The organism is Mesorhizobium sp. M4A.F.Ca.ET.022.05.2.1 (assembly GCF_003998845.1).
Classification (GTDB): domain Bacteria; phylum Pseudomonadota; class Alphaproteobacteria; order Rhizobiales; family Rhizobiaceae; genus Mesorhizobium.
In genome coordinates this window covers 1-12,794 of sequence record NZ_RZOJ01000145.1, presented here as the reverse complement: position 1 = coordinate 12,794, position 12,794 = coordinate 1, and the positions used below count along the sequence as shown (strand labels likewise).

Here is a 12,794-nt window from a genome sequence, read left to right as displayed (position 1 = left end):
CGTCTGGGTCACCGATCCGGACGTGCTTCTGCTCGACGAGCCGACCAACCATCTCGACCTGGCGAAAATCGGCCAGCTGGAAAACTGGCTCATCGGACTGCCGCGCGAGGTGCCGGTGGTGATTGCCAGCCACGACCGCGCCTTCCTCGATGCCACCACCAACCGCACGCTGTTCCTGCGCCCGGAGCAGTCGCGGGTGTTCCCGCTGCCCTATTCGCGGGCGCGCGAGGCGCTCGATGAGGTCGATGCCTCGACGGCGCGCAAGTTCGAGCGCGACATGAAGGTCGCCCAGCAACTCCGCCGCCAGGCGGCCAAGCTCAACAACATCGGCATCAATTCGGGCAGCGACCTGCTAACCGTCAAGACCAAGCAGCTCAACCAGCGGGCGGAGAAGCTGGAAGACGCGGCCCAGCCGGCGCATCGCGAGCGCTCGGCGGGCGCGCTCAGGCTCGCCAACAGCGGCACGCACGCCAAGGTCTTGATCACGCTCGACGACGTGGCCGTGGAAACGCCCGACGGCACGCTGCTGTTCCGGACCGGCAAGCGCCACATCTGCCAGGGCGACCGCATCGTGCTGCTCGGCCGCAACGGCGTCGGCAAGTCGCGCTTCGTCACCCTGCTCCGCAACGCCGTCACCGAGCCGGAAAGCGCGCGCAACGTGAAGGTGACGCCGTCGACGGTACTCGGCTACAGCGACCAGGCTCTGTCGGGCATGAGCGGCGACGACACGCCGCTGGTGATGGTGACGCGCAGATTTGACATCGGCGAGCAGCGCGCCCGCTCGCTGCTCGCCGGCGCCGGCGTCGCAATTGACATGCAGGCGCGCCGGATCGGGCTCTTGTCGGGCGGGCAGAAGGCGCGGCTGGTGATGCTGGCGCTCAGGCTTGCCAATCCCAATTTCTACCTGCTCGACGAGCCTACCAACCACCTCGACATCGATGGCCAAGAAGCCTTGGAAACGGAACTGCTAGCGCATCAGGCGAGCTGCGTTCTCGCCTCGCACGACCGCGCCTTCATCCGCGCCGTCGGCAACCGCTTCTGGCCGATCGAGAAGCGGCGGCTGACCGAGGTCGACGACCCCGAGGATTTTTTCCGAGCGGCCGCCGAAACGGGCGGTTGAGGTAGCTCGACAAAAAAGTCCCGACGACCTGTCGGATCGCCGGGATGCGCCACGTCCTTGGGATGCCGACACGATAATGCCGGCATCAACCAGGGAGAATTCATCATGTCGGTCCTGTCATCCATCGGTCGCATCGCAACCCGGTACGCGGCGGCGCGCGCCCGCTACCGCAGCGAGCGTATCTTGCTTTCGCTGCCTGCCGAACTGCGCAAGGACATCGGCGTTCCGGAAATCTTCGACGTGCAGAACAGCCGTCGCGCCCGCGCGGCAACCTGCTCGGCCAGGGTGATTTGACGGGCGACCAGCCCGGCGCGGTTTCGGCGGTTCTAAAAAAATCCGAGACCCGTGTAGGATCGCGGCCGCCTCGTTCGTCCTGTGGTTCGCAAGGTCAGACCAAAACGCAAAGAGGAGCAAGCTATGACCGACCAGACCCCCGTTCAGCCGGCAGCGAAAGTGCTCGGCGGATTGACCCCCTATCTGCAGCTCGACGGCGCCTTCAAGGCTGCCGAATTCTACAAGAAGGCTTTTGGCGCCGAGCAGGTGTTCTTCTATCCGCCGGATGAGCAGGGCCGCACCATGCACATCCATCTCCACATCAACGGCTCGACGCTGATGATCTCCGACTTCTATCCCGAGCACGGCATGTCGCCCGTGAAGCCGCAGGGCTACACGATGCAGCTCCATCTCGGCAGCGACGACATCGAGGCCTGGTGGAAGCGCGCCGTCGACGCCGGCTGCGAGGTCGTCATGCCGCTGCAGGTGATGTTCTGGGGCGACCAGTGGGGCAACATGCGCGATCCGTTCGGTGTCGAATGGGCGATGAACGCGCCTGTCAAGAAGGCATAGGAGAAGCACGATGTCCTATGTCGATGGTTTCGTTCTCGCCGTCCCCAAGGCAAATCTCGACGCCTACAAGAAGATGGCTGGGCAAGCAGGCGCCATCTGGATGGAGTACGGCGCGCTTTCCTATGTCGAATGCATCGGCGACGACGTGCCCTATGGCGAGCTCACCTCGTTCCCGCGCGCCGTGCAGGCCAAGGATGACGAGGTCGTCGTCTTTGCATGGGTTGTCTACGAGTCGCGAAAACGGCGCGACGAAGTGATGGCGAAGATAATGGTCGACGAGCGGCTGAAGGCCGATTGGCCGACAATGCCCTTCGACGGCAAGCGCATGATCTTTGGCGGCTTCCAGACGTTCATTGAGCTTTGAGCCATCGCTTCGTCATACTATGGCGGAGCAAGGAGCGAAGCGACGCGGCGCAGACCATAGTATCCATGCCGTGACCTAAAGGCGCTGCAACGGTGCAGAATTCTGCTCCGCTGCATCCTTCGATCGAGGTCACGGAATGGATCCTAGGGTCTTCGCGACGGAGCTGTGCTCCTGCTTCGCCCTAGGATGACGAAGCTGAGATGCTTCGGCCGGTGACCAGCACGCTACGCCAGCCTGTCCAGCAGCGGCTTCAGCCTGTCCCCATAACGCTTCCACAGGTCGACCGAGCCCTGATACATCGGCTGGCGCACCTGCGCGGCCGAGGCCGTGCGCACCGGACGGTCAGTCTCGTGGAAGGACAGCACCTTGTCGTCCCAGGGCAGGCCGAGATGCGCCATCAGTGCCCGCGTCTGCCCTTCCTGGTCGGCAACGAAATCTTCATAGCGCACATCGTGCACGACGCCGGGCAGCACGTTGCGCCAATGCGCCATGATGTCAGTGTAGAGATTGTGGAAGTCGGCGAGCTCGCCGAGATCATAGCCGTAGCGGTGGCTGTCGCCGCGGAAATGCACCTTGTAGATCGACAGGCAGGTCGCCGCCGCGTCGCGCGCGCAATGGATGATCTTCGCATGCGGCAGCATCAGATGGATGAAGCCGACCAGCAGGAAGTTGCCGGGCATCTTGTCGGTGACATGCCTGAAGCCCGAATAGCGGGCATGCAGCATGTCGAGATAGGCCTCGCCGGCCTCGGCAAAGGCCTTGTCGGGCATGTCGGCGATGCCTTGCGGAAAGCCGCCCTTCATGGTGAGCGGGAACTGCTTGCCGACCGCTGTCTTCAGGATGCTGAGCTCGCCCGCGCCATAGACCTGCGGATGGCTGGCGATGATCTGCTCGACCAGCGTGGTGCCGGAACGCGGCATGCCAACGACGAAGATCGGCGTGTCGTCGGCGATCGAACTTGGCTTGTGCTTTTCGAAGAACGCCTTGTCGAAGGTCGCCTTCATCGCCTCGAATTCGTCGCGCGTCCTCGCCGGGTCGTACTCGATGCCAGTGCGGCGGATGGCGTTGCCCTCGGCGAAATAGTCGAAGGCGCGGGGATAGTCCTTGAGGTCGTCATTGGCCTTGCCGAGGCCGAAGGAGAGCTGCATGCGCGCCAGGCTTCCCTGCGGCGCCTTGGCGTGCTGCGCCTCCATGCCGGCGAGTTCGGCGTCGCGCTCGGTCTGCCGCTTGACCTGGGTCAGCAGCAGCCAGGCCCTTGCCATGGCGGGATCGATCGCCAGCGCCTGCCGGGCAAGGCTGGAGGCCTCATCCAGCTTGCCCTTCTCCATCATCCCGACGCCCAGCCCGTATAGCAAGTCGGCGTCCTTCGGCCGGATCGTCAGCGCCTCGCGGAACACCGCGATCGCCTCGTCCAGCCGTCCCGCCTCCTGCAGCGTCTCGGCAAGGCCGATGCGGGCGCGCACATGAAACGGGTTGCGCCCGATAGTGCCGCGATAGATGTCTTCGGCGCCCTCGAACTGGCCGAGTTGCTTCAGTGCCGAGCCGAGATTGTCGCGCGCCGCCAACTGGTCCGGCCGCAACGTCACCGCCTTGCGGAAATAATCGACGGCGGCCGCGACGCGGCCGAGGTCGCGCAGCACGGTGCCGAGATTGTTGAGGAAATCGGGATTACCGGGCTGCAGACGCACCGACTGCTCGATCAGCGCCAGCCCGTCGGCGCTGCGTCCGGTCTGGTGCAGCAACAGTCCCAGGAAATGCGCGGCGGCGGCATGGTTCGCCTTCTGCGCCAGCACCTGCCGGTACAGGATCTCCGCCTCTTGCCGGCGGCCGGCCTGATGCAGTTGCAGCGCCTGCTGCACGCGCTGATCGAGCCCCAGCGTCTGCCCGCCAGGGCCGGAAACCGCGCCTCGTCTTGGATCTCTGGTGATGGGAAACCTGCCGTGTTTGTCCGCTTGCCGGACCTAAGCCATGCGGCCGGCAGTTTCAAGACGCATCGGCTTCGCCGGTCACTGATGAAATTGCCCATCTCCTTGGCAAAGGGAGTCAGGCAGGACCTCGCCGCCCGGGACGGCGAGGTTCTATGTTCTCAGCACGGACCGTCGTCGATGATGCGATAGTCCGCCGCGCGGGCCTCGCAGGCATTCGGGAAAGTGCGCAGTTGCCCGCCTCGACGGGCACAGACCGGAGCGTATTCGCGGGTGCAGAATGTCGGCTCGTCGCCACCGCCGCCGTCGCGGCATGGGCCATCGCGCACGATGCGGTATCCGGCCCGATCGGCAAGGCAGGCATTGGCGAAGGTCTGGCGGTCGCCGCCGCGGCGGGCGCAGACCGGCTCATACTCCCTGGTGCAGAATTGCGGCTCCGGCCTTGGCGGCCGCGGGCGCGGTCCCGGTCCTTCGTCCACCACCACCGTGCATGCCGCAAGCAGTGCCGACAGGAACAGGAGAGCAAAGCCCTGTCGCGAGAAAAGCGTCGTAAGGAATTTCATCAATGCCTCCCGGCGCACGACCCCGAAGATCACGCGCAAAATCATAGTGCAATGGACCCGCTCCCGCGCAAAACACGCTTGCCGATCCTCGCCATTCCTCTGACAAATGCAACCCCCGTTTGCGGACGACATGGCGCTGCCGCTGGCGCCATTCGGCTGTCCGCGAGGGGCCGCTGGCCCATGCGTGGCCCGGCTCTGGCCGATGACCGGGCATGGCGCCGGGTCTATCGAAGTGCTGCGTCGGCGCGCTCATCGGGCCCACCCGCGGCGCTGTCTTGCAACCATCACGTTTCCGTGCGATAAATTCCGTGTTCGGGCATTTGCGACCCGGAGAGCGGAACGTTTTGGACGACCTTTCCCCGATAATGTGAATCTCTGACGGCCCCGTTTTTCGGCGGGGGGTTTGACCATGCGCCAATGCATGACTGCCGAAGCAACCACCGGGACATGCCCAAGGCGCCAGCGGCGGGCAAACCATATTAAGACTGACACGGGTGAGAGGAGTTTCCCCCAATGGCCCAGACCGGCACCGTAAAGTTCTTCAACGCCACCAAAGGCTTCGGCTTCATCACGCCTGACGGCGGCGCCAAGGATGTGTTCGTCCACATCTCGGCGATCGAGGCTTCGGGCCTGCGCACGCTGGTCGATGGCCAGAAGGTCACCTTCGACGTCGAGCCCGACCGCATGGGCAAGGGTCCGAAGGCGGTCAATCTCCGCGCCGCCTGATCGATTGGCCTAAGCATCGGCCTGCGCGGAGGAGCGACGGGCGCTGCAAAGGTCGTGAACCGGCTTCCGAGCCGTAGCTGAATTCTCCTAGGCGCGACGGGCCACCGTCGCGCCTTTTCCATGCCTGACGCAAGACATCCGAAGGGTGCCGCGCATTTGAGCTAACAGCCTGCATCAAAACAATAATTCAAATCGCGGCGCGCAAAGCGCGGCGGACGCAACACGCTCTCGAAATGCCTGCCATGCGGCGCAAAAACTTTCTCTTGCCGATAGCGCTAAAATAAAGGACAAATTTCCACTCGGGCATTTGCCGGCCCGAGACTGACTTTATGGGATCAAAGGAGCTTCCCATGCCGCAGACCGGCACCGTCAAGTTCTTCAATCATGCCAAAGGCTTCGGCTTCATCACGCCGGACGATGGCGCGAAGGATGTCTTCGTCCATATTTCGGCCGTGCAGGCGTCGGGTCTTCCCGGTCTTGAGGATGGGCAGAAAGTGACATTCGACACCGAGCCGGACAAGCGCGGCAAGGGTCCGAAGGCCGTCAACCTGTCGATCGGCTAAGCCGGTTCAGGACAGACCTGGCGGAGACTGATGAGGCGGGTCCGCTCTCGCCGGGTCTATGGTTTTGCGCAAGCAATCGAAATGTCAGGCCGGATTTCGTTCAGCCTCCGTTCAGCCACGGTCTCTTATTAACCTTTGCTAAAGCCGGTCCGCATCCCCCCGAAAATACACGGGCCGGCGCGAAGGAGACCGAAATGAACCGAATTCTCAAGACCGCCATTCTGTCCACGGGCATCGCCGCGACCATATTGGCCACCTTGCCGGCGGCCAATGCCGATGACTGGCGCTGGCGCCGTCACCATCACAACCACAACGACGCCCTCGCCGCCGGCGTCGTCGGCCTTGCTGCCGGCGCCCTGATCGCCGGCGCGTTGAGCAACCCGCAGCCTCGCTACAACAGCTATTACGAGCCGGGCTACGACGACTATGACTACCGCTATGTGCAGCCGGCTCCGGTTCGCCGCTATTATGCGCAGCCGCGCGTCGTCTATGCCGACCGCTATGCGGAACCGTGGACCCGTGCCTGGTACGAATACTGCTCGGACCGCTATCGCACCTTCAATTCCCGCACCGGTACCTTCACCGGCAATGATGGCGAGCAGCACTTCTGCGTCGCCAACTGAGGCTTCCCTGCCCCAAACAAGAAAGCGCTGACCGCAAGGCCAGCGCTTTTTTGTTTGGGGCTCCTTTAGGCGCTCACCCAGGGGGTGTTGAGATTCAGGTCAGGCCGAGCCGAGAGCGATGGGTTCCGAGAACCGGAGCGGAGCGTACTCAAAGTACGTGAGCACCGGAAGCGCAGGAACCCACCGCGCGCAGGCCGGCCTCACCTGAATATCGACACACCCTAGGTCAGGAACGGATTGGTGCGGCGCTCCTCGCCGAAGCGGCCGCCGGGGCCGTGGCCGCAGATGAAGCCAATGTCGTCGCCGAGCGGCAAGAGCTTTTCCTTGATCGAGGCGATCAGCGCGGCGTGGTCACCGCCGGGCAGGTCGGTGCGCCCGACCGAGCCGCGAAACAGCACGTCGCCGACATGGGCGAACTTCGCCGCGCGATTATAGTAGACGACATGGCCCGGCGCGTGCCCGGGGCAATGCAGGACCTCGAACACGTGGTTTCCGAACGACACGGTCTCGCCTTCGGTGAGAAACCGGTCGGGCACGCAGTTGCGCACCGCGTCGGTGACGCCGAAGCGCTTGGCCTGGTTCTCGAGGTTGGCGAGCAGCGGCCGGTCGGCCTCGTGCGGGCCGATGATGTCGACGCCGAGCGCCTCCTTCAACTCCATCGCGCCGCCGGCATGGTCGATATGGCCATGCGTGATCCAGATCGCGCCGGCCCTGATGTCATTGTCCTTCAGCACCGACAGCACCTTGTCGATGTCGCCGCCGGGATCGACGACCACACCTTGTCTGTCGTCCATGTCGAAGAGAATCGTGCAGTTCTGCTGGAAGGGCGTGACCGGCACGATGCCGGCATTGAGCTGACCCATGATTGTCCTTTCGCTGTGTCTTCCCCGATGTAGAGAGACTGACGAACGGCGTCCACCGCTTGCCAAACGAAAATGGGCGGCCGCAGCCGCCCACGCGAAACCCGGGGATTTCGGGCCTTTACTTCTTCATCGCGTTCAGGACCGCGCCGATGATGCCGGTCAGGATGGCGCCGCCGCCGGCACCGCCGAGGATGTTCTTCAGGTCAATCGCACTTCCGATTCCACCCGCCGCGGCTGCCGGGTCGACAGCGCCACCGCCGAGCAGGCTGCCGAGGATGGCCGCGCCGCCGACGCCGCCGATCGCGCCCCCGAGGATTTTGGTTAGCTGTCCCATCGCCGCCTGCTTCAGCGCAACGCCTACTGCCTGACCACCGATAACACCCGCAATCACCTGCACAATGATCGCAACGAGCGTGTTCGTATCCATGTTAACAGTCCCTCCATAACTGCCAGCCTCCTCGGGCCGACGTCATCATGAGACGCTGAATTGGATGAAAGTCAAATGCACCGAGGCTTAAATAAAAGGGGCGGCCAGAAAACCGCCCCTGTAAGACAAAAAAGCTGTGACTTATCGCTATTCTGCGGCGATAGCATGCTTTGGTTGCACTGCAGCAGAATAATCATTCATCAATGTCTTGGCGATCTCGCCAACCTCGAATCGGTATGGACCGATCTCCGAAACCGGCGTCACTTCAGCTGCCGTGCCGGTAAGGAAGCATTGTTCGAAGCCTTCGAGCTCTTCCGGCATGATGGCGCGCTCGATCACTTCCAGGCCGCGCTCCTTGGCGAGGCCGATGACCGTGCGGCGGGTGATGCCGTCGAGGAAGCAGTCGGGCTTCGGGGTGTGGATCTTGCCGTCCTTGACGAAGAAGATGTTGGCGCCGGTCGCCTCGGCGACCTGGCCGCGCCAGTCGAGCATCATGGCGTCGGCATAACCTTTTGCCTCGGCCGCGTGTTTGGAGAGTGTGCAGATCATGTAGAGGCCGGCGGCCTTCGAGTTGGACGGCGCGGTGCGTGGATCGGGCCGGCGCCATTCGGCGATGTCGAGGCGGATGCCCTTCAGTTTCTGCGCCGGATCGAAGTAGCTCGGCCACTGCCAGATGGCGATGGCGCAGTTGATGCGGTTGTTCTGCGCCGAAACCCCCATCTGCTCGCTGCCGCGCCAGGCGATCGGACGCACATAGGCGTCCTGGAATCCCTGCTTCTTCAAAAGCGTGCGGCAGGCGTCATCGAGCTCTGCGACCGTATAGGGGATCTTGAAGCCGAGCAGGCGCGCCGATTCATGCAGGCGCTCGGTATGCTCGGTGAGCTTGAAGATCGCGCCGCCATAGGCGCGCTCACCCTCGAACACAGCACTGGCATAGTGCAGGCCATGGGTCAGCACATGAATCTTGGCGTCGGCCCACGCGACGAACTCGCCGTTCATCCAGATGAAGCCGTCCAGTTGGTCGAAAGGAACGGATGCCATGGAAACCTCCCGCGGGCGCAAACCCGCACATCGTTGTCGTATAGCCGCGGCACGCGGCCGGTGTCCGGAAGCGTAGGCGGATATCAAATGTATGGCAAACTCAGGAAGTTCCGGAAAAACGGGCTCCCCTTGCCTTTTCGTTCGCAATCCGCCGAAAAGCTTGTCAAAAATTACCATTGCCGGGAAATTACGTCAATAGTACTGACATAATTCCCGTTCGCATGGAGACGAGATGACGGATCAAAGCCACGCCGCCGGAAAACCGATCAGGACCGCGATCACCGACGAGGACGGCATCGACTTCGCCATCATCGAATTGCTTTTCTTTGCCTATCGCGACTTCACCTCCGATCCGGACCAGATACTGGCCGACTATGGCTTCGGCCGCGCCCATCACCGTGTCCTGCATTTCGTCAACCGCAGGCCGGGGCTGACGGTCGCCGAATTGCTCGACGTACTCAAGATCACCAAGCAGAGCCTGGCGCGCGTGCTCAAGCAGTTGATCGACACCGACCATATCGTCCAGTTGCAGGGTCCGCGCGATCGCCGCCAGCGCGAACTTTACCCGACCGCCAAGGGCCGCGCCTTGGCATTGGCGCTGGCGCGGCCACAGTCACGCCGCATCCGTGCTGCATTGGAGGATTCCGGAGCCGCCGACCGCGCCTCGATCGAACGTTTCCTCGAAGCGATGGTCAATCCGGAACTAAGAGCGCAGATCGACATTGTGCCTGCGAAAATATCGGGGAAAAGCCATGGAGACCATTGAGAGGGTTGATCATCCGACAGCACCGGACGATGACGCGCCGCATCTGCTTGTGGTCGATGACGACACCCGTATCCGCAACTTGCTCAAGCAATACCTGTCCGAAAACGGCTTCCGCGTCACCGTCGCCGGCAATTCCGGCGAGGCCCGGCGCAAGCTTGCCGGCCTCGATTTCGACCTGCTCGTGCTTGACGTGATGATGCCGGGCGAAACCGGTGTCGACCTCACCAAGGCGCTGCGGGCGGAAAAGAACGTTCCGATCCTCATGCTGACGGCGCTGTCCGAGACCGACAGCCGCATCACCGGTTTGGAGGCTGGCGCCGACGACTACCTGCCGAAGCCATTCGACCCGCGCGAGCTGATCCTGCGCATCAACAACATCCTGCGCCGTGGCGGCCCGGTGGCGACTCCCAAGGTCGAGCAGCTGGTATTCGGCCCCTACACCTTCCAGATCGCCAGACGCGAGCTGAAGCGCGGCGGCGAGGCGCTGAAGCTGACCGACCGCGAGCAGGAGATCCTGGCGATCTTTGCCGCGCGCGCGGGCGAGACCATTCCGCGCCATGAACTGGTCGGCGACGAGTCCGACGTCGGCGAGCGCACCATCGATGTCCAGATCAATCGCTTGCGCCGCAAGATCGAGCGCGATCCGTCCAACCCGGTCTGGCTGCAGACGGTGCGCGGTATTGGGTATCGGCTCAGCGTGGAATAGAATATTCCTGAGGCCCTTGCTGAACGGCCGTTGACGAGCGGAAGGGCAGATGGCGACCACGCAACTGGAAAGGCCGGGAAATGACGGCTTGAGCGATCGCGCCATGCGGATGCTGAAAGCCATGCCGCGCGCCTGGAACCGGTTCTGGCGCCTGGTTGCGCTTTACATGCCGAAACGGCTCTACGCCCGCTCGCTGATCATCGTCATCGCTCCGATGATCCTCTTGCAGTCGGTCGTCGCCTTCGTCTTCATGGAACGCCACTGGCAGACCGTGACGCAGCGCCTATCGCAAGCGACCGTACGCGACATCGCCGCCATCATCGACATGATGGAGGCCTATCCGCACGATGCCGACTACGCCAACATCATCCGCATCGCCCAGGACAGGATGCAGCTCAAGGTCGATCTTCTGCCGCCCGACCCACTGCCGCCGCCCGGGCCGAAACCGTTCTTCTCAATCCTCGATGAGGCTCTGTCGTCCGAGATCACCAGGCAGATCAACAGGCCGTTCTGGATCGACACCGTCGGCAACTCCAACATCGTCGAAGTCCGCGTCCAGTTGGAAGGCAAGGTGCTGCGCGTCTTCGTGCGCCGCAGCCAGGCCTATGCCTCCAACACCCACATCTTCCTGATCTGGATGGTTGGCACTTCGCTGGTCCTCCTGATGATTGCCATCCCCTTCCTGCGCAATCAGATCCGGCCGATCCTGACGCTCGCCGAGGCCGCCGAAAGCTTTGGCAAGGGCCGGCCGATGCCGCGCGATTTCCGCCCGCGCGGCGCCGAGGAGGTGCGGCGCGCCGGCTTTGCCTTCATCCAGATGCGCGAGCGCATCGAGCGCCAGATCGAACAGCGCACCGCCATGCTGACCGGCGTCAGCCATGACCTCAGGACCATCCTCACCCGCTTCAAGCTGCAGCTGGCTCTGGCCGGCGGAAAGGCCGAAACCAAGGCGGCGCTCGACCAGGATATCGACGACATGCAGTCGATGCTGGAAGGCTATCTCGCCTTCGCCCGCGGCGAGGCCTCGGAGGACCCCGGCCGTTTCGATCTCGACACCTATTTCCAGAAGCTCGGCGAAGAGGCCACGCTGCGCAAATGCAAGCTGTCGACCACGCTCGTCGGCGACCCGCACGTGCATGTACGGCCGAACGCCTTCGCCCGGCTGCTGTCCAACGTCATCGGCAATGCCTTCCGCTACGCAAGGACGGTGGAGATCAACGCCGACCACAGAAGCGGCTCGCTTCTGGTTACCATCGACGACGACGGGCCGGGCATCCCGCGGGAAAAGCGCGAGGAGGTGTTCAAGCCCTTCCTGCGCCTCGACGAGGCGCGCAATCTCGACGCCAGCGGCACCGGCCTTGGCCTCTCCATCGCCCGCGACATCGCCCGCAGCCATGGCGGCGACATCACGCTGGAGGATAGTCCTCTCGGCGGCCTGCGCGCGGTGATCAGGGTTCCTGCCTGAAGCGAAGCCACGCTTCTCAGAAATACCGGCTTCATCCGCGCGTCATGAAACCATGGTGAAGAGCGCGCATGAAACGCGCGACTACGGTTGATTCGGCCATGCCGCCCCGATTCGAGCCCGTGCCCTCAAGGGGGCGCTGGAGCGAGGCGCCGGCTGCCGCCTGGCCGCCGTTCCGGCATCGCATCACGGGGAAAGACGACCTTTTCGGCAAAGGGGCGCCATGCGCATATTGATGGTCACCGACGCCTGGCGCCCGCAAGTCAACGGCGTCGTCCACACGCTGGAGCGGCTCGCCGAAACGCTGAAAGCCTTCGACGTCGAGCTGGATTTCCTGACCCCCAACGTCTTCCGCACCCTGCCGCTGCCGACCTATCCCGACATCCGGCTGGCGCTGACGACGCCCGGCCATGTCGCGCGGCTGATCGATCAGCGCAGGGCCGACCACATCCATATCGTCACCGAGGGTCCGTTGGGCTTCATGGCGCGCCGCTATTGCCGCAATGCCGGCCGCCCGTTCACCACCAGCTATCACACGCGCTTTCCCGAATATCTCAGTGCCCGCCTGCCGGTGCCCGAGAGCTGGGCCTATCGCTGGCTGCGCGATTTCCACAATTCCGGTCAGGGCACGCTGGTCGCCACCCAGTCGCTGGCGGATGATCTTGCCGCGCGCGGCTTCAACAAGCTGAAACCCTGGACCCGCGGCGTCGACACCGACCATTTCCGGCCGGACAAGCGCAAGGACATGGGATTTCCGGGTCCGGTCTTCCTCTGCGTCGGCCGCGTCGCGGTCGAGAAG

16 protein-coding genes are annotated in these 12,794 nt (G+C 63.5%); 11 read left to right on the top strand and 5 right to left on the bottom strand.

Annotation, left to right across the window (positions count from 1 at the left end):
• The 4 genes from EN745_RS17235 to EN745_RS17220 form a co-directional block, all read left to right on the top strand.
• Positions 1–1,120, top strand: a 1,120-nt coding sequence (locus EN745_RS17235; RefSeq protein WP_145992055.1) for an ATP-binding cassette domain-containing protein, incomplete at its 5' end; no start/stop codon positions are given.
• A gap of 105 nt (positions 1,121–1,225) precedes the next feature.
• Entirely contained in the window at positions 1,226–1,414 is a 189-nt protein-coding gene (locus EN745_RS17230) for a hypothetical protein (RefSeq protein WP_126058706.1), read from the top strand.
• Positions 1,415–1,537: 123 nt separating this feature from the next.
• Complete coding sequence (locus EN745_RS17225; protein WP_127286563.1) at positions 1,538–1,966, top strand: glyoxalase/bleomycin resistance/extradiol dioxygenase family protein; 429 nt, start codon at positions 1,538–1,540, stop codon at positions 1,964–1,966.
• A 10-nt stretch (positions 1,967–1,976) separates the two neighbouring features.
• Positions 1,977–2,330 carry a DUF1428 family protein gene (locus EN745_RS17220; RefSeq protein WP_126058705.1) on the top strand — a complete coding sequence of 118 codons (354 nt, stop codon included), beginning with the start codon at positions 1,977–1,979 and terminating at the stop codon, positions 2,328–2,330.
• Between the two features lie 224 nt (positions 2,331–2,554).
• Here the strand turns inward: EN745_RS17220 and EN745_RS17215 are convergent, their stop codons facing one another.
• The gene (locus EN745_RS17215) at positions 2,555–4,189 is read right to left on the bottom strand and encodes a sulfotransferase (RefSeq protein ID WP_126058704.1); all 1,635 of its coding nucleotides are present in this window, start codon (positions 4,187–4,189) and stop codon (positions 2,555–2,557) included.
• 227 nt (positions 4,190–4,416) lie between these two features.
• Positions 4,417–4,818, bottom strand: coding sequence for a Kazal-type serine protease inhibitor (locus tag EN745_RS17210; RefSeq protein WP_126058703.1), 402 nt, complete (start codon positions 4,816–4,818; stop codon positions 4,417–4,419).
• A gap of 513 nt (positions 4,819–5,331) precedes the next feature.
• Here EN745_RS17210 and EN745_RS17205 point away from each other — a divergent pair.
• From EN745_RS17205 to EN745_RS17195, 3 genes are all read left to right on the top strand, one after another.
• Complete coding sequence (locus tag EN745_RS17205) at positions 5,332–5,544, top strand: cold-shock protein (protein WP_006202520.1); 213 nt, start codon at positions 5,332–5,334, stop codon at positions 5,542–5,544.
• Positions 5,545–5,894: 350 nt separating this feature from the next.
• On the top strand, positions 5,895–6,107 hold the full coding sequence (locus EN745_RS17200) for a cold-shock protein (protein WP_006202521.1): 213 nt from the start codon (positions 5,895–5,897) through the stop codon (positions 6,105–6,107).
• Positions 6,108–6,301: 194 nt separating this feature from the next.
• Positions 6,302–6,730, top strand: coding sequence for a BA14K family protein (locus EN745_RS17195; RefSeq protein ID WP_126058702.1), 429 nt, complete (start codon positions 6,302–6,304; stop codon positions 6,728–6,730).
• A 221-nt stretch (positions 6,731–6,951) separates the two neighbouring features.
• Here EN745_RS17195 and EN745_RS17190 read toward each other — a convergent pair whose 3' ends face one another.
• The 3 genes from EN745_RS17190 to EN745_RS17180 all read right to left on the bottom strand — a co-directional run bounded on the left by EN745_RS17190 (position 6,952) and on the right by EN745_RS17180 (position 9,061).
• Entirely contained in the window at positions 6,952–7,593 is a 642-nt protein-coding gene (locus EN745_RS17190; protein WP_126058701.1) for an MBL fold metallo-hydrolase, read from the bottom strand.
• Between the two features lie 118 nt (positions 7,594–7,711).
• Positions 7,712–8,020 (bottom strand): hypothetical protein, encoded by a 309-nt coding sequence (locus EN745_RS17185; protein ID WP_126058700.1) that lies wholly within the window; start codon positions 8,018–8,020, stop codon positions 7,712–7,714.
• 147 nt (positions 8,021–8,167) lie between these two features.
• On the bottom strand, positions 8,168–9,061 hold the full coding sequence (locus EN745_RS17180) for a branched-chain amino acid aminotransferase (RefSeq protein ID WP_126058699.1): 894 nt from the start codon (positions 9,059–9,061) through the stop codon (positions 8,168–8,170).
• 232 nt (positions 9,062–9,293) lie between these two features.
• Between EN745_RS17180 and EN745_RS17175 the strand changes: the two genes are divergently transcribed.
• The 4 genes from EN745_RS17175 to EN745_RS17160 all read left to right on the top strand — a co-directional run.
• A complete protein-coding gene (locus EN745_RS17175) occupies positions 9,294–9,827 on the top strand; it encodes a MarR family transcriptional regulator (RefSeq protein WP_126058698.1) in 534 nt (177 codons plus the stop codon).
• Positions 9,814–10,533, top strand: coding sequence for a response regulator transcription factor (locus tag EN745_RS17170; RefSeq protein WP_126058697.1), 720 nt, complete (start codon positions 9,814–9,816; stop codon positions 10,531–10,533). The genes EN745_RS17175 and EN745_RS17170 overlap by 14 nt, the downstream gene beginning before the upstream one ends.
• Positions 10,534–10,582: 49 nt before the next feature.
• Positions 10,583–11,998: an ATP-binding protein gene (locus tag EN745_RS17165; protein ID WP_126058696.1), complete on the top strand. Its 1,416-nt coding sequence runs from the start codon at positions 10,583–10,585 to the stop codon at positions 11,996–11,998.
• A 220-nt stretch (positions 11,999–12,218) separates the two neighbouring features.
• The coding region (locus EN745_RS17160) for a glycosyltransferase (RefSeq protein ID WP_145992054.1) at positions 12,219–12,794 on the top strand (576 nt) is incomplete at its 3' end.